We start from the raw sequence: 15,431 nt of genomic DNA on the forward strand, positions 1-15,431 counted from the left end.
CGCTTGGACGTCGGCCACGACACCGCGCATCGGCTAGGAGTCGGACTTCGGCGGCAGTTGCGCGGGACAGTAGACGCCCGCCGCGATAGCGGTGAACCGGGCGGCGTTCTCTTGCGACAGACCGGGATTCGCTCCCTGGAGCATCTGGACGACCTCGACTCCCGACTCACCCGATGCGGCCATGTCGCACACGGCTTTTCCGGTGGTGATCACGCTCGCGGGGTCCTTGTACTTGATTCCGGCCGCGTTCAGGGATACCAGCAGGGCTTGGTCCTGGCTGGGATCTGCGTGCACCGGCGCCGCTGCGGCAGTCAGCGCGACGAGACCGGTCAATGCCAGCAGCACCCTCATAGCTTGGTGATGGTCCCAGAGGTGGACCGCACCCGCATCTCGAACGGAAGGCCAGCGCAGCCAGCCGTCAACCCACGGTTGACTCAGGCCACCGCGTCAACCTATCGTTGACGGCATGGTCGAACCGACTCAAATTGCCTACCCGGTCCGCCTGGACGATCTGATCGACGTGATCAAGACCGTGCACACCGGCGCACTGGACCAACTGACCGACGCCGTCCTGGCGGCCGAAAGCCTCGGCGAGATCGCCGACCACCTGATCGGGCACTTCGTCGACCAGGCCCGCCGTTCGGGTGCCTCCTGGACCGAGATCGGCAAAGCGATGGGCGTCACCAAACAGGCCGCCCAGAAGCGATTCGTACCCAAGGCCGACGCCGCTCCACTGGACCCCGATCAGGGCTTCTCACGGTTCACCCCCCGGGCCCGCAACGCGGTGGTCGCTGCCCAGAACGCCGCGCACCAGGCCGGCAACAACCAGATCGCACCCGACCATCTGCTGCTTGGCGTTCTTGCCGATCCGGCCGCACTGGCCACCGCGCTGCTTCGACAACAGCAGGTCGACACCGAAGCATTGGGTCAGTCCGTCGAACTTCCTGCGCGCGCCGAGGAAGTACCCGCGCTGATCCCATTCAGCGGACCCGCACGCAAAGTGCTCGAACTGACCTTCCGCGAGGCACTCCGGTTGGGCCACAACTACATTGGCACCGAACACATGTTGCTGGCGCTACTCGAACTCGAGGACGGCGCCGGGCCGCTGCACCGAGCGGGCGTCGACAAGCAACGGGTCGAGACCGATCTGCGGGTCGCCCTACAGTCACTGACCACCGGCGGGCCCAACCCAACCTGAACAATCCCCTCCCCTCGGCGTCACCGCATGTGTAATCATGCGATGATGCGCCGCTGGTTGATCGTCCTTTCCGCCTTCCTCGTCATGGGGTCCGGCGTGCTGTCGGTGGATGCCGCGCTGCCGCGCGCCCACGCCGGCGACGCACCGATCGGTCACCTGGGCGACACCTTGCGGGTGGACACCGGCACCTATGTCGCCGACGTCACCGTCACCAGCGTGGTGCCGGTCGAACCGCCGCCGGGATTCGGCTACACGCGCAGCGGCGTCCCGGTCAAGAGCTTCCCCGACAGCACGGTGGCCCGCGCCGACGTGGTGGTTCGTGCGGTACGGGTGCCCAATTCCTTCATCATGGCGAACAACTTCAGCTTCGACGGGGTCACGCCGTTCGCCGACGCCTACAAGCCGCGGCCGTGCGACGCCCCCGACTGGCTGGACGCCGCCCTGGCCAGCGCGCCGCAGGGTTCGGTGGTGCGGGGCGGGGTCTACTGGGACGCGTATCGGGACCCGGTGAGCGTGGTTGTCCTGCTGGACCGCAAGACCGGCGTGCACCTGGCGCAATGGAATCTCTGATCTGAAGATCGAACGCGCCGATCCCGGTGACGCCCAAGAATTGGCCGACGTTGCCGCGCGCACCTTTCCGTTGGCTTGCCCTCCGTGGTCGCGTCCGCAGGACATCGCCGCGTTCGTCGACACCAATCTGTCGACGGCCTGTTTCGCCGCGTACCTGAACGATCCCCGGCGCGCGATATTCGTCGCCCGCGAACAGAGCCGAATCGTCGGTTACGCCATGCTGATTCGCGGTGTTCCCGACGACGAGAACATTCAGCGCGCCGTGCCGCTGCGGCCGGCGGTCGAATTGTCGAAGCTGTACCTGTTGCCCGACTTTCATGGCAACGGTGTGGCCACGGAGCTGATGAACGCCGCAGTGGCCACCGCCGCAGCATGGGGCGCCCGCTGCATGTGGCTCGGCACCAACGAGAAAAACACCCGCGCACTGCGTTTCTACGTCAAGAGCGGCTTTGCGATCAACGGCGCCAAGACGTTTCAGATGGGCGAGTTCGTCGAAGACGACCACGTCATGATCCGGGAAATCCCCCCGCCGTGAGCGCCAGCAACCGCGACGTGGCCCGCAGGTACTTCTTGCGGTAACCACCGTCCAGCATCTCGTCGCTGAAGACGGTGTCCAGCTTCGCCCCGGAGGCAACCACCGGAATGCCTGCGTCGTACAGCCGGTCGGTCAGCGCCACCAACCGCAACGCCACGTTCTGGTCGTCGAGACGGTGCACGCCGGTCAGAAACACCGCCGTCACGCCCTCGATCAACGTCAGGTACCGGGACGGGTGCATCGTGGCCAGGTGCGCGCACAGCGCGTCGAAGTCGTCCAGCGTGGCCCCCGGCCGATCGGCGGCGCCGGCGGCTACCTCCTCGTCGGACAACGGCGGCGGTGCCGGCGGCAGGTCGCGGTGCCGGTAGTCGGGTCCCTCGATCCGCACGGTGCTGAAAATGCTTGCCAGCGTGTTGATCTCACGCAGAAAGTCCTGCGCGGCGAACCGGCCCTCGCCGAGTTGTTCGGGCAGCGTGTTGGATGTGGCGGCCACCGACACACCGCGCTCGACCAAAGACGACAGCATTCGCGAGATCAGCGTGGTGTTGCCCGGATCGTCGAGTTCGAACTCGTCGATACAGACCGCGGTGTAGTCGGCCAGCAGCTCGATGCATTCGGCGAAACCGAAAACCCCGGCCAGCTGGGTCAATTCACCGAACGTCGCGAACGCCTTGGGTTTGTCGTCGGGCAGTTGGTAGTACGCCGACGCCAGCAGATGCGTCTTGCCGACGCCGAAACCGCCGTCCAGATACATCCCGACGCCGGGCAGCACCTCGCGGCGACCGAACAGCTTTTTGCGGCCTGCCCGTCGCTGCTCGGCCTGCTCGCAGAACTCCCGGCAGGACGCGACGGCGGCGGCCTGGGTGGGTTCAGCCGGATCCGGTCGGTACGTCGCGAAGCTGACGTCGGCGAACGTCGGCGGCGGCCGCAACTGGCCGATCAGCCGTTCCGAGGACACCGACGGGTGCCGATCCACCAGGTGCCCAACCTCCCCCGAATCGGCCCCGTGCATGAAGGAACTGTATCGGCGTGTTGCAATCAACCTCGTGTCCGAGTTCGACGCCACGCTGCGACTGCTCGGCCCGGCGCGCGAAGTCGGCGACGCCGAACTGCCTCAGCTCTACTTCTATCCCCCGGACCGCAGCTGGGTCCGCGCGAACTTCATCACCAGCCTGGACGGCGGTGCCACCGTCGAAGGCCTCAGCGGCGCCCTGGGCAGCGCCGGTGACCGGGCCGTCTTCGTGGTGCTGCGCGAACTTGCCGACGTCATCGTCGTCGGCGCGGGAACGGTGCGCTCGGAGGGTTACGCCGGTGCGCACCTGAGCGTGGCCGCGCGCCAACAGCGGCAGGCCCGTGGCCAGGGCGAGGTGCCGCCGATCGCGATCGTCACCAAGACCGGCCACCTGGACCACGAATTGGCCGTCTTCACCCGCACCGAGGTGGCCCCGCTGGTGCTGACCTGTGCCGCTGCCGCCGACGACGTCCGCCGGCGACTGGCCGGACTGGTCGACGACGTCGTCGCCTGCTCGTCCGACGATCCCGGCGAGGTCGATGTGGCCACCGTCGTGACCGCCCTGCAGTCCCGCGGCCTGTCGCGCATCCTGACCGAGGGAGGGCCCACCCTGCTGGGTGCGTTCATCGAACGCGACCTGCTCGACGAGCTGTGCCTGACCATCGCGCCCTTCGTCGTCGGCGGCGTGGCCCACCGCATCGCCGCGGGGCTGGGCCAGGTGCAGACCCGGATGCGCTGTGCCCACGTTCTCGCCGACGACGCCGGCTATCTGTACGCGCGCTACGTCAGGGAGTAGTCGGGGGGTCCCGCTACTGTGGTCCGCATGAGTCGGCGCATCATGCCCGCCACGATCCTGATCGTGGTGGCCGCCATGCTGTCCGGCTGCGTCCCGCTTTTCGGCGCCGACCCCCGGTTCGCCACCAATTCCGGAGCCCGCCCGCAGGGCGTGTCCACCACCAAACCGCCGCCCAGCGGCCCGGCGCCGATCGCGGTACCCAAGAACGACCTGTCCTGGCGCGACTGCACGTCCAAGGTCAACGCCGACGCCGGTGTACCCGGCGCACCCGGGGTCAAGCTGGAATGCGCCACCTTCGACGCCGACCTCGACCCGGTCAACGGCAGTTCGGGATCGGTGAGCATCGGCGTCGTCCGTGCCCGCTCCGGCCAAACCCCCAAGGACGCCGGGCCGCTGATCTTCACCACCGGATCCGACATCGCGTCCTCGACGCAGCTGCCGGTCTGGCTGTCCCGCGCCGGGGCGGACGTGCTGCGCAGTCATCCCATCGTCGCCATCGACCGCCGCGGCATCGGCACGTCGAGCCCGATCGACTGCCGCGACCGCCTCGACCGCGAAGAGATGCGCGACCAGGCGCAGTTCCAGACCGGCGACGACCCGGTGGCCAACCTGTCTGAGGTCTCCAACACGGCCACCACCAACTGCACCGACGCGATCGCGCCCGGCGACTCCGCCTACGACAACACCCACGCGGCGTCCGACATCGAGCGGCTGCGCAACATCTGGGACGTCCCCGCGGTCGCGCTGATCGGCATCGGCGACGGCGCGCAGGTGGCACTGACGTATGCCGGGTCCCGCCCGGACAAAGTGGCCCGGCTGATCCTGGACTCGCCGGTCGCGCTGGGCGCCAGCGCCGAGGCCGTCGCCGAACAACAGGTCAAAGGTCAGCAGGCCGCGCTCGACGCGTTCGCCGGACAGTGCGTGGCGGTCAACTGCGCTTTGGGACCCGACCCGAAAGGCGCCATCAGCGCGCTGCTGTCGTCGGCGCGCAGCGGTCAGGGCCTGGGCGGCGCCTCGGTGGCCTCGATCGCCATGGCCATCACCACCGCGCTGGGGTTCCCGGTCGGCGACCGCGTCGGCAACACCACCAACCTGGCCAACGCGCTGGCCGCCGCCCGCTCCGGCGACATGAACCAGCTGAACAACCTGATCAACCGCGCTGAGACCGTCCAACACAGCGACGGGCAGTTCGTCAACGACTGCAGCGACGCGGTGAACCGGCCGACTCCGGACCGGGTGCGCGAGCTGGTGGTCGCCTGGGGCAAGCTCTACCCGCAGTTCGGCACCGTCGCGGCGCTCAACCTGGTCAAGTGCGTGCACTGGCCGACCGGTTCTACGCCGCAGCCTCCCAAACAGCTCAAGGTCGACGTGCTGTTGCTGGGCGTGCAGAACGACCCGATCGCCGGCAACGAAGGGGTCGCGGCGACGGCGGCCGCCGTCATCAACGCCAACGCCGCCAGCAAGCGGGTGATGTGGCAGGGCATCGGCCACGGCGCCAGCATCTACTCCTCCTGCGCGGTTCCGCCGCTGACCGGCTATCTCGACAACGGCAAGCTGCCCGGCACCGACACCTACTGCCCCGCCTGAACGCCCCGTAGTACGGTGCGCTGGTGACGGCAGCTGACTCGACCAGAACCGGCTTGCGGGAATCCGCGCAGGCCGCTTTCCGTCCCGGTCCCACGAGCACCGCATCAGTCCTTCGGGCAGTGCTGTGGCCGGTCGCCATCCTCTCGGTGCTGCACCGCAGCATCGTGCTGACCACCAACGGAAACATCACCGACGACTTCAAACCGGTCCACCGGGCGGTGTCCAATTTCCGGCACGGCCTGGAGATCTACAACGAGCATTTCGACTACGTCGACCCGCACTACCTGTACCCGCCGGGCGGCACGCTGCTGATGGCGCCGTTCGGGTATCTGCCGTTCGCGCCGTCGCGCTACCTGTTCATCTCGATCAACACCGTGGCCATCCTCGTCGCCGCCTACCTGCTGCTGCGGATGTTCAACTTCACGCTGTCCTCGGTGGCGGCTCCCGCGCTGACCCTGGCGATGTTCTGCACCGAGACGGTGACCAACACGCTGGTATTCACCAACATCAACGGCTGCATCCTGCTGCTCGAGGTGCTGTTCCTGAAGTGGCTGCTCGACGGTAGGGCCAGCCGGCAGTGGGCGGCCGGACTGGCGATCGGGCTGACGCTGGTGCTCAAACCGCTGCTCGGACCGCTGCTGCTGTTGCCGCTGCTGAACCGGCAGTGGCGGGCGTGGGTCACCGCGCTGGTCGTGCCATTGGTCGTCAACCTCGCTGCGTTCCCGGTGGTGCCGCACGCGACGGACTTCTTCACCCGCACCCTGCCCTACATCCTGGGCACCCGGGACTACTTCAACAGCTCGATCCAGGGCAACGGCATGTACTTCGGTCTGCCGACCTGGCTGATCGTCGGGCTGCGGCTGCTGTTCACCGCGATCGCGATCGGCGCGTTGTGGCTGCTGTACCGCTACTACCGCACCCGTGACCCGCTGTTCTGGTTCACCACGTCCTCGGGCGTGCTGTTGCTGTGGTCGTGGCTGGTGTTGTCGCTGGCCCAGGGTTACTACTCGATGATGTTGTTCCCGTTCCTGATGACGGTGGTGCTGCCGAACTCGGTGATCCGCAACTGGCCGGCCTGGCTGGGGATCTACGGCTTCATGACCCTGGACCGCTGGTTGCTGTTCAACTGGATGCGGTGGGGCCGCGCGATGGAGTACCTGAAGATCACCTACGGCTGGTCGTTGCTGCTGATCGTGACGTTCACGGTGCTCTATTTCCGCTACCTGGACGCCAAGGCGGAGAACCGGCTGGACGACGGCATCGATCCGGTGTGGCTCACCCCGCCCGCCGACCGCGCTAGCGTGGAAGCAGCACCCGTACCAGATCTGGGAAGGAGCGGCGCGACGTGACCGACATCGCCCGTCCGAAACTGCAGCTGTCCGACGACGAGTGGCGCAAGAGGCTCAATCCGCAGGAGTTCGACGTGCTGCGCCGCGCCGGCACCGAGCGTCCGTTCACCGGCGAGTACACCGCCACCAAGACCCAGGGCATCTACCAGTGCCGGGCCTGCGGCGCCGAATTGTTCCGCAGCACAGAGAAATTCGAGTCGCACTGCGGCTGGCCGTCGTTCTTCGACCCGTCGAGTTCCGACGCGGTGATCCTGCGCCCCGATCACTCCTTGGGCGCGATCCGCACCGAGGTGCTGTGCGCGAACTGCCACAGCCACCTGGGCCATGTGTTCTCCGGCGAGGGTTACCCGACGCCGACCGATCAGCGGTACTGCATCAACTCGATCTCGCTGCGGTTGGTCCCGGACCAGGCTTGAGGCCCCCTAGCCGGCTGCTGCGCCGAGTGGGAATCTGGCGACACGCAATCGGCGTGTCTCGTCGTGGAATTCACCCTCGGCCGGCGCGTCAGGGCAGCGCGTTGACCAATTGCTCGACCCCCACCCGCGGCCCGGTGAAGAAAGGCGTCTCCTCCCGGGTGTGCCGCCGGGCGTCGGTGGCGCGCAGTTCGCGCATCAGGTCGACGATGCGGTCCAGTTCGGGCGCCTCGAAGGCCAGGATCCACTCGTAGTCGCCCAACGCGAACGCGGGCACCGTGTTGGCGCGAACGTCCTTGTACTCCCGCGCGGCCATCCCGTGCTCGGCCAGCATGCGGCGCCGCTCCTCGTCGGGCAGCAGGTACCACTCGTAGGACCGCACGAACGGATACACGCAGATGTAGTTGCCGGGGTCCTCACCGGCCAGGAACGCGGGAATGTGGCTCTTGTTGAACTCAGCCGGGCGGTGCAACGCCACGCTGCTCCACACCGGCGTGCACGCGCGACCCAGCGTGGTGGTGCGCCGGAAGTCGGCGTAGGTCGCCTGCAGCGCTTCGACCCGCTCGGCGTGGGTCCAGATCATGAAGTCGGCGTCGGCGCGCAGACCCGCGACGTCGTAGAGACCGCGGACCACGACGCCGCGTTCCTCCTGCTGCTTGATGAAGGTGGCGGTTTCGTCGACGACGGCTTCGCGGTCCTCGCCCAACTCGCCTGCCTTCACCGAGAACACCGAGAACATCAGGTAGCGGATGGTGGCGTTGAGGGCGTCGAAGTCGAGGCGTGACATGCCTTCTATGGTGCCATCACGCTGGCGACCGCCCGGCCGGCCGCCCCGATGCAGGCCGGCACACCGATCCCGTCCAGATAGCTGCCCGCCACGGCCAGTGTCGGCGGCAGGCCGGCGCGCAACTCGGCGATCAGTCCGGCATGCCCGGGCCCGTACTGCGGCATGGCGTCGATCCAGCGCTGCACCCGGGCGTCGAGCAATTCGACGGACAGATCGAACACGTCGACCAGGTCGCTCAGCGCCCAACCCAGCAGCTCGTCATCAGACGCTCGCACAGCGAGGTCGTCGCCGAATCGTCCGAACGACAGCCGCAACAGCTGCACCTCCCCTGCCATCCCCCATTTGCGCGACGACAACGTGATCGCCTTGGCGCGCAAGCGTTCTCCGGTGGCGACCAGCACACCGGACGACTGTGGGAACGGGGTCTCGGCCGGTACCGCGAGCGCTACGACCACCGACGAGGCCGTCAGGATCCGGGAGGCGGCCGACGACGCGGAAGGGGCCACCGTCTGAACCAGACGCGCGACCTCCGCCGCCGGAACCGCCAGAATTACGCCGTCGGCCTGCCAACAGCCACCGGTCGAATCGCGCAACGTCCAGCCCGGTTCCAGCGCGTCGATCCCGGCCCGAACCCACCGGACGCCGCTGCGCTTCACCAGCTCGTCGAGCAGCACCTGGTAGCCGCCTCGCAGCGAGCCGAACACCGGTCCGCCGCCGGCCGGCGGCAAGACGCCCCGTAACGCGTCGGTCAGGCTGGCCGCACCGCGGTCCAGCGCCGCCGCCACGCCGGGAACCGCCGCGCGCAACCCGATGGTCGCCGCCGAGCCCGCGTACACCCCGCCCAGCAGCGGGTCCACCGACCGGGCTACCACCTGCTCGCCGAACCGGTCGGCCACCAACTCGGCCACCGCCGGGTCGCTGCCCGGGGTCCAGCGCAATGCCCGTTCGGGTTCGGCTTCGATGCGCGCGACCGTCGCCTCGTCGACCAGACCCACCACTGAGGCGGCCGACGAGGGGATCCCGGCCACCGTGTCCGACGGCAAAGGATTCAACCGTCGCCCGCTGTAAATCAGCGGCCGCACCCCGGTGCTGGCCCGCTGCTGATCCGACAGGCCCAGTTCGGCCAGCAGCGCCGGCATCTCGGGACGACGCAGCACGAACGCCTCGGCGCCCAGGTCCATCGGCTGCCCGCCCACCAGCTCGGTCCGCAGCACCCCGCCGAGCCGGTCTGCCGGGTCGAACAGCGTGATGTCCGCATCGGCATCGGCCAACCGCAGTCGGTACGCTGCCGTCAGCCCCGAAATGCCGCCGCCCACAACGCAATACGAGCGGGCTGTCATAGCGAGTGGACCAGCGACACCAACTCGGTCAGCACACCGGGATCGGTCTCCGGCAGCACACCGTGACCGAGGTTGAAGACATGTCCCGCAGCCCCGGCATCGACGGCGCGGCGCCCGTCGTCGACGACGGCCCGCGCCACCCGCTCGGTCACCGCCCAGCCGGCCAGCACCACCACCGGATCGAGGTTTCCCTGCAGCGCCGTGCCGGGAACGACCCGGGCGGCGGCGTCACTCAACGAGGTCCGCCAATCCACCCCGACCGCGCGAGCACGTCCCGGCTGCACCGCCTCCGACATCGCGCCCAGCAATTCCGCGGTGCCGACCCCGAAGTGCGTCATCGGCACGTCATGTTCGGCCAGCGTGGCGAACACGCGCGCGCTGTGCGGCAGCACGTACTCGCGGTAGTCGGCCAGCGACAGCGTCCCGGCCCACGAGTCGAACAGCTGGATCGCGTCCACGCCGGCACCGATCTGGCCGCGCAGAAACTCGATGGTCAGGTCGGTCAGCCTGGTCATCAACGCATGCCAGTTGGCCGGTTCGGCCAGCATCATCGCTTTAGTGCGGGCATGGTTGCGGCTCGGCCCGCCCTCGACCAGATAGGACGCCAACGTGAACGGTGCCCCGGCGAACCCGATCAGCGGAACGTCACCCAATGCCGCCACCAGCAGGCCGACAGCATCCAGCACCGGCTGAATCGCTTGCGCATCAAGGGGTTTCATGGCTTCGATGTCTGCGGTCGTGCGGATCGGGTCGGCGATCACCGGCCCCACGTCGGGAACGATGTCCAGGTCGATGCCGGCCGCGCGCAACGGCACCACGATGTCGGAGAACAGGATCGCCGCGTCGGTGCCGTAGCGGCGAATCGGCTGCAACGTGATCTCGCATGCCACCTCGGGCTCGAAGCAGGCCGCCAGCATGCTGTGCCGTTCCCGCAACGCCCGGTACTCGGGCAGCGAACGCCCGGCCTGCCGCATGAACCACACCGGTGTGCGGGTGGGCTTACGACCGGCGACCGCGGCCAGGTAGGGCGACTGCGGAAGGTCACGACGGGTACTCATCGGCATCAATGCTGCCACGCGGCCGCGGCGGCCCGGCCCGTAACATCACGCCAATGCCCGCCACCTACGACGACTTCCCCAGCCTGCGCTGCGAACTCACCGGTAACGGCCTGCTCAACCTGGTGCTCGACGCACCCGGACTGAACTCGGTTGGCCCGCAGATGCACCGCGACCTCGCCGACATCTGGCCGGTGATCGACCGCGACCCCGCGGTGCGGGTGGTGCTGGTCCGCGGCGAAGGCAGGGCGTTCTCCTCGGGCGGCAGCTTCGAGTTGATCGACGAGACCATCAACGACTACGAGGGCCGGCTGCGCATCATGCGCGAGGCCCGCGACCTGGTGCTCAACCTGGTCAACTTCGGCAAGCCGGTGGTGTCGGCGATCACCGGCCCGGCCGTCGGCGCCGGACTGGTGGTGGCGCTGCTCGCCGACATCTCGGTGGCGGGCCGGTCGGCGAAGATCATCGACGGACACACCAAGCTGGGCGTGGCGGCAGGCGACCACGCCGCGATCTGCTGGCCGCTGCTGGCCGGCATGGCCAAAGCCAAGTACTACCTGCTCACCTGCGAACCGCTCGACGGCGAAGAGGCCGAGCGCATCGGCCTGGTCTCGACCTGCGTCGACGACGGCGACGTGCTGGCCACCGCAACGCGGCTCGCGGAGAACCTCGCGGACGGCGCCCAGAACGCGATCCGCTGGACCAAACACAGCCTCAATCACTGGTACCGCATGTTCGCACCCGCGTTCGAGACCTCCCTCGGCCTGGAATTCATCGGGTTCGCCGGCCCTGACGTGCGCGAAGGCCTGGCCGCGCACCGGGAAAAGCGGCCCGCCCGCTTCAATGAACGCCGCGACAGCTGAGTGCGGATCGGCGCGCCTGATTTCGCTGGTTGGACGATGGGTCTACCGTCGGAAGCTGTGAGGCGGGCCCACAACGATGCGAAGCGCGGCTTAGAGCTGGAGCTGCGTTCATGACCTCGGCCGAACCCCAACCGTTCCGCGAGGCGGTCGCGGCGATGAACGCCGTCACCGTGCGTTCAGAGATCGAGCTGGGCCCCATCCGTCCCCCGCAGCGCCTGGCGCCCTACAGCTACGCGCTGGGGGCCGAAGTCAAACACCCCGAACTCGACATCGTCCCCGAGCGGTCCGAGGGCGACGCCTTCGGTCGGCTGATCCTGCTGTATGACCCGGAAGGCTCCGACGCCTGGGACGGCACCTTGCGGCTGGTCGCCTACATCCAGGCCGACCTGGACTCGCACGAGGCCATCGACCCGCTGCTGCCGGAAGTCGCATGGAGCTGGCTGTCCGAGGCGCTGGATTCGCACACCGAACACATGACCGCGCTCGGCGGCACCGTCACCGCGACCACGTCGGTCCGCTACGGCGACATCTCCGGTCCGCCTCGCGCGCACCAGCTGGAACTGCGCGCATCCTGGACGGCCACCACCCCGGACGTGAGCAGCCACGTCCAGGCGTTCTGCGATGTGCTGGAGCACGCGGCGGGTCTGCCGCCGGCGGGAGTCACCGACCTGAGCTCACGGTCACGCGCCTGACATGCCTGCGGAGACTGATCCGCCGGGTGGCACCGAACCCGAGCCCACCCCGCTGTTGCACCCGGCCGACGGCATGCCCGACCTCTCCGTCACCGCCCGCCAGATCGCCTCGGCCGCAGCGCAATTGGACCGCGGACGCGGCCCGTTCGCGGTGGACGCCGAACGGGCTTCGGGTTTCCGGTACTCCAACCGGGCCTATCTGATCCAGATCCGGCGCTCCGGCGCCGGCACCGTGCTCATCGACCCGGTCAGTCATGGCGGTGACCCCCTGACGGTGCTGCAGCCGGTCGCCGAGGTGCTCGGGCAGGACGAATGGATTCTGCACTCCGCGGATCAGGATCTGCCCTGCCTGGCCGAGGTCGGTCTACGGCCGCCGGCGCTCTACGACACCGAACTGGCCGGACGGCTGGCCGGCTTCGACCGGGTGAACCTGGCCACCATGGTCGAACGGCTGCTCAGCCAGGGACTGGCCAAGGGGCACGGTGCGGCCGACTGGTCCAAACGGCCGCTGCCCCCGGCGTGGCTCAACTACGCCGCCCTGGACGTCGAACTGCTCATCGAGCTGCGCGCGGCGATCTCCGACATCTTGGCGCAGCAGGGCAAAACCGATTGGGCCGCACAGGAATTCGAGTATCTGAGAACGTTCGAGGACCGGGTGGCCCCGATCACCCGCCGGGACCGCTGGCGGCGCACGTCGGGCATCCACAAGGTGCATGATCGACGGGCGCTGGCCGCGGTGCGGGAATTGTGGACCACCCGCGACCGGATCGCCGAGCGCCGCGACATCGCGCCGCGGCGGATCCTGCCGGATTCGGCCATCATCGACGCCGCCATCGCCGACCCGGCAACGGTCGACGACCTGACCGCACTGCCGATATTCGGCGGGCGCAACCAGCGTCGCAACGCCTCGATGTGGCTGTCGGCGTTGCAGAAAGCGCGGGCGAACCCGGATCCGCCGCAGGTGGCGGATGCGCCGTACGGTCCGCCGCCGCCGGCGCGGTGGAGCCGGCGCAAACCCGATGCGGCCGCCCGGTTGGAGGCGGCCCGTGCGGGGCTGGCCGAATTGTCGGAGCGGGTACAGATCCCGGCGGAGAACCTGATCGCCCCCGACCTGGTGCGACGGCTGTGCTGGGAATGGGACACATTGGCGCCGGCGTCCGGCACCACCGATGCGGTCGCGGTCACCGAGGGATATCTGCGCGCCGGGCAGGCCCGGCCGTGGCAGCGCGAACTTGTAGTGCCGGTGCTGAGCGCGGCGGTGCTGCGGGCAGCGCAACCGGAAAGTTAGTCGAGCTGCTCGCTGATCTTCGTCTGCTCCACCGGCGAACTCGCCAGTGCGGCAACCCAACCCGTGATCCGGCGAGCCACATCCTGGTCGGTGAGTCCCAGATCGGCCAGCACCTCGCCCCGCGACGCATGGTCGTAGAAGTCCTGCGGCAACCCGACATCGCGGCACGGGACGTCGACGTCGGCACGCCGCAACGCCGCCGACACCGCGGAACCGATACCGCCGGCCACCCCGTTGTCCTCCAACGTCACCAGCAGCTTGTGCTCAACTGCCAACTCGCGCAACACCTCCGGCACCGGCAACACCCAGCGCGGGTCGATCACCGTCACGCCGATGCCCTGCTTGTGCAGTCGCTTGGCGACCGCGAGGGCCATCGACGCGAACGGGCCGACCGCGACCAGCAGCACATCCTTGTTCAGGCCCGCGGCCGGGAGCGCCAGCACGTCCACCCCCGCAAGACCCGCGCCCCGCCGTTCCAGGGCCGGAATGTCCTCGCCCACATCGCCTTTCGGGAAGCGCAACGCCGTCGGTCCGTCGTCGACATCCAGGGCTTCGCCGAGTTCCTCCCGAAGCCGGGCGGCGTCGCGCGGGGCGGCCACCCGCATGCCGGGCACGACGCCCAGGATGGACAAGTCCCACATGCCGTTGTGGCTCGGGCCGTCGTTGCCGGTGACACCGGCGCGGTCGAGCACCATCGTGACCGGCAGCTTGTGCAGCGCCACGTCCATCATGATCTGGTCGAACGCCCGGTTCAGGAACGTCGAATAGATCGCCACCACCGGGTGGATGCCGCCCATCGCCAGCCCGGCCGCCGATGTCATCGCGTGCTGCTCGGCGATGCCGACGTCGAACAAGCGGTCCGGGAAGGCTTCCCCGAACGCCTTCAACCCGGTGGGACCGGGCATCGCGGCGGTGATGGCGACCACGTCGCGCCGGGTGCGGCCGATCGCGATCAGCGCGTCGGCGAACGACGCGGTCCATCCGGGCCCGGCGACCTTGGTGGACAGGCCGGTCAGCGGGTCCAGCGGTCCCGTCGAGTGCATCTGCTCGGCCTCGTCGGCCTCGGCGGGGCCGTAACCCATCCCCTTGCGGGTGACGACGTGCACGATCACCGGGCCGCCGAAGCCGCGGGCGCTACGCAGCGCGACCTCCACCGCACGCTCGTCGTGACCGTCGACCGGGCCGACGTACTTCAAACCGAGGTCGGTGAACAGCAGTTGCGGCGCCAGGGAGTCCTTGATGCCGGCTTTGACGCTGTGCATGAGGTGGTAGGCGGCCTCGCCGACCAGCGGCACCGACCGCATCGCGTTGCGGCCACGCTCCAGCAGCTGTTCGTAGGCCGGCTGCAATCGAAGCGTGGCCAGGTGATCGGCGACGCCGCCGATGGTCGGGGCGTAGCTGCGTCCGTTGTCGTTGACGACGACGATCACCGGCCGGTTCGAAGCGGCGATGTTGTTCAGTGCCTCCCAGCACATGCCGCCGGTGAGCGCGCCGTCGCCGACGATCGCGACCACGTGCCGGTTGCGGTGCCCGGTCAGTTCGAACGCCTTGGCCAGGCCGTCGGCGTAGGACAGCGCCGCGCTGGCGTGGCTGGACTCCACCCAGTCGTGCTCACTCTCGGCCCGCGACGGATAACCCGACAGGCCGCCCTTCTTGCGCAAGGTCTCGAAATCCTGCGCGCGCCCGGTCAGCATCTTGTGCACGTAGGCCTGATGACCGGTGTCGAAGATGATCGGGTCGTGCGGCGAATCGAACACCCGGTGCAGCGCGAGCGTCAGCTCGACGACACCGAGGTTCGGGCCGAGATGTCCCCCGGTGGCAGCAACCTTGTGGATCAGGAACTCGCGGATTTCCTGCGCCAGGTCGCGAAGTTGCTGTTGGGAAAGGTGCTGCAGATCGGCGGGCCCCCGGATCTGTTCGAGCATCAGGCCAGTCTACGCAGCAGG

The 15,431-nt window shown here is 68.6% G+C and carries 15 protein-coding genes and 1 pseudogene; 10 read left to right on the plus strand and 6 right to left on the minus strand.

The window, feature by feature from the left end; genetic code table 11:
- Positions 1–33: 33 nt before the first annotated feature.
- On the minus strand, positions 34–345 hold the full coding sequence (locus tag AC5Y47_RS21350; protein WP_499946249.1) for a DUF732 domain-containing protein: 312 nt from the start codon (positions 343–345) through the stop codon (positions 34–36).
- A 121-nt stretch (positions 346–466) separates the two neighbouring features.
- On the opposite strand from AC5Y47_RS21350, the gene AC5Y47_RS21355 reads away from it, so the two are divergent.
- The 3 genes from AC5Y47_RS21355 to AC5Y47_RS21365 are packed head-to-tail and all read left to right on the plus strand — an operon-like array spanning position 467 to position 2,303.
- On the plus strand, positions 467–1,198 hold the full coding sequence (locus tag AC5Y47_RS21355) for a Clp protease N-terminal domain-containing protein (protein ID WP_499946250.1): 732 nt from the start codon (positions 467–469) through the stop codon (positions 1,196–1,198).
- Positions 1,199–1,243: 45 nt separating this feature from the next.
- Positions 1,244–1,768, plus strand: coding sequence for a hypothetical protein (locus tag AC5Y47_RS21360; protein WP_499946251.1), 525 nt, complete (start codon positions 1,244–1,246; stop codon positions 1,766–1,768).
- A gap of 1 nt (position 1,769) precedes the next feature.
- Positions 1,770–2,303 (plus strand): GNAT family N-acetyltransferase, encoded by a 534-nt coding sequence (locus AC5Y47_RS21365; protein ID WP_499946295.1) that lies wholly within the window; start codon positions 1,770–1,772, stop codon positions 2,301–2,303.
- On the opposite strand, the gene zapE is transcribed toward AC5Y47_RS21365, so the two are convergent.
- On the minus strand, positions 2,275–3,315 hold the full coding sequence (zapE, locus tag AC5Y47_RS21370) for a cell division protein ZapE (RefSeq protein ID WP_499946252.1): 1,041 nt from the start codon (positions 3,313–3,315) through the stop codon (positions 2,275–2,277). The two genes, AC5Y47_RS21365 and zapE, sit on opposite strands and share 29 nt — an antisense overlap.
- On the opposite strand from zapE, the gene AC5Y47_RS21375 reads away from it, so the two are divergent.
- Genes AC5Y47_RS21375 through msrB form a run of 4 tightly spaced genes read left to right on the plus strand, consistent with a single transcriptional unit; the run spans position 3,314 to position 7,463 of the window.
- Positions 3,314–4,111: a pyrimidine reductase family protein gene (locus tag AC5Y47_RS21375; protein WP_499946253.1), complete on the plus strand. Its 798-nt coding sequence runs from the start codon at positions 3,314–3,316 to the stop codon at positions 4,109–4,111. The genes zapE and AC5Y47_RS21375 overlap by 2 nt on opposite strands.
- Positions 4,112–4,138: 27 nt before the next feature.
- A complete protein-coding gene (locus AC5Y47_RS21380) occupies positions 4,139–5,698 on the plus strand; it encodes an alpha/beta fold hydrolase (RefSeq protein WP_499946254.1) in 1,560 nt (519 codons plus the stop codon).
- Positions 5,699–5,718: 20 nt separating this feature from the next.
- Positions 5,719–7,047 (plus strand): arabinofuranan 3-O-arabinosyltransferase, encoded by a 1,329-nt coding sequence (gene aftC / locus AC5Y47_RS21385; protein ID WP_499946296.1) that lies wholly within the window; start codon positions 5,719–5,721, stop codon positions 7,045–7,047.
- A 5-nt stretch (positions 7,048–7,052) separates the two neighbouring features.
- The gene (gene msrB / locus AC5Y47_RS21390) at positions 7,053–7,463 is read left to right on the plus strand and encodes a peptide-methionine (R)-S-oxide reductase MsrB (RefSeq protein WP_499946297.1); all 411 of its coding nucleotides are present in this window, start codon (positions 7,053–7,055) and stop codon (positions 7,461–7,463) included.
- Between the two features lie 88 nt (positions 7,464–7,551).
- Here the strand turns inward: msrB and hemQ are convergent, their stop codons facing one another.
- Genes hemQ through hemE form a run of 3 tightly spaced genes read right to left on the minus strand, consistent with a single transcriptional unit; the run spans position 7,552 to position 10,645 of the window.
- Positions 7,552–8,247: a hydrogen peroxide-dependent heme synthase gene (gene hemQ, locus AC5Y47_RS21395; RefSeq protein WP_499946255.1), complete on the minus strand. Its 696-nt coding sequence runs from the start codon at positions 8,245–8,247 to the stop codon at positions 7,552–7,554.
- A 5-nt stretch (positions 8,248–8,252) separates the two neighbouring features.
- Positions 8,253–9,587, minus strand: a complete 1,335-nt coding sequence (locus AC5Y47_RS21400) for a protoporphyrinogen oxidase (RefSeq protein WP_499946256.1) — start codon at positions 9,585–9,587, stop codon at positions 8,253–8,255.
- Entirely contained in the window at positions 9,584–10,645 is a 1,062-nt protein-coding gene (gene hemE / locus AC5Y47_RS21405; protein ID WP_499946257.1) for a uroporphyrinogen decarboxylase, read from the minus strand. The genes AC5Y47_RS21400 and hemE overlap by 4 nt, the downstream gene beginning before the upstream one ends.
- Positions 10,646–10,698: 53 nt before the next feature.
- On the opposite strand from hemE, the gene AC5Y47_RS21410 reads away from it, so the two are divergent.
- The 3 genes and pseudogenes from AC5Y47_RS21410 (at position 10,699) to AC5Y47_RS21420 (ending at position 13,485) form a co-directional block, all read left to right on the plus strand.
- Positions 10,699–11,505 (plus strand): enoyl-CoA hydratase/isomerase family protein, encoded by an 807-nt coding sequence (locus AC5Y47_RS21410; protein WP_499946258.1) that lies wholly within the window; start codon positions 10,699–10,701, stop codon positions 11,503–11,505.
- Positions 11,506–11,541: 36 nt separating this feature from the next.
- Positions 11,542–12,197 (plus strand): annotated as a pseudogene (locus AC5Y47_RS21415) (DUF3000 domain-containing protein).
- Position 12,198: 1 nt separating this feature from the next.
- Positions 12,199–13,485, plus strand: coding sequence for an HRDC domain-containing protein (locus tag AC5Y47_RS21420; RefSeq protein ID WP_499946259.1), 1,287 nt, complete (start codon positions 12,199–12,201; stop codon positions 13,483–13,485).
- Here AC5Y47_RS21420 and dxs read toward each other — a convergent pair.
- Complete coding sequence (dxs, locus tag AC5Y47_RS21425) at positions 13,482–15,410, minus strand: 1-deoxy-D-xylulose-5-phosphate synthase (RefSeq protein WP_499946260.1); 1,929 nt, start codon at positions 15,408–15,410, stop codon at positions 13,482–13,484. The two genes, AC5Y47_RS21420 and dxs, sit on opposite strands and share 4 nt — an antisense overlap.
- Positions 15,411–15,431 lie beyond the last annotated feature (21 nt).

Source organism: Mycobacterium sp. NGS22 (assembly GCF_059813095.1).

What these genes read in the sequence shown, in the direction of transcription:
- AC5Y47_RS21355 (WP_499946250.1), top strand. Translation starts at nt 467, where the DNA reads ATGGTCGAACCGACTCAAATTGCCTACCCGGTCCGCCTGGACGATCTG.
- AC5Y47_RS21360 (WP_499946251.1), top strand. Translation starts at nt 1,244, where the DNA reads ATGCGCCGCTGGTTGATCGTCCTTTCCGCCTTCCTCGTCATGGGGTCC.
- AC5Y47_RS21375 (WP_499946253.1), top strand. Translation starts at nt 3,314, where the DNA reads ATGAAGGAACTGTATCGGCGTGTTGCAATCAACCTCGTGTCCGAGTTC.
- zapE (WP_499946252.1), bottom strand. Translation starts at nt 3,315, where the DNA reads ATGCACGGGGCCGATTCGGGGGAGGTTGGGCACCTGGTGGATCGGCAC.
- AC5Y47_RS21380 (WP_499946254.1), top strand. Translation starts at nt 4,139, where the DNA reads ATGAGTCGGCGCATCATGCCCGCCACGATCCTGATCGTGGTGGCCGCC.
- hemQ (WP_499946255.1), bottom strand. Translation starts at nt 8,247, where the DNA reads ATGTCACGCCTCGACTTCGACGCCCTCAACGCCACCATCCGCTACCTG.
- AC5Y47_RS21400 (WP_499946256.1), bottom strand. Translation starts at nt 9,587, where the DNA reads ATGACAGCCCGCTCGTATTGCGTTGTGGGCGGCGGCATTTCGGGGCTG.
- hemE (WP_499946257.1), bottom strand. Translation starts at nt 10,645, where the DNA reads ATGAGTACCCGTCGTGACCTTCCGCAGTCGCCCTACCTGGCCGCGGTC.
- AC5Y47_RS21410 (WP_499946258.1), top strand. Translation starts at nt 10,699, where the DNA reads ATGCCCGCCACCTACGACGACTTCCCCAGCCTGCGCTGCGAACTCACC.
- AC5Y47_RS21420 (WP_499946259.1), top strand. Translation starts at nt 12,199, where the DNA reads ATGCCTGCGGAGACTGATCCGCCGGGTGGCACCGAACCCGAGCCCACC.
- dxs (WP_499946260.1), bottom strand. Translation starts at nt 15,410, where the DNA reads ATGCTCGAACAGATCCGGGGGCCCGCCGATCTGCAGCACCTTTCCCAA.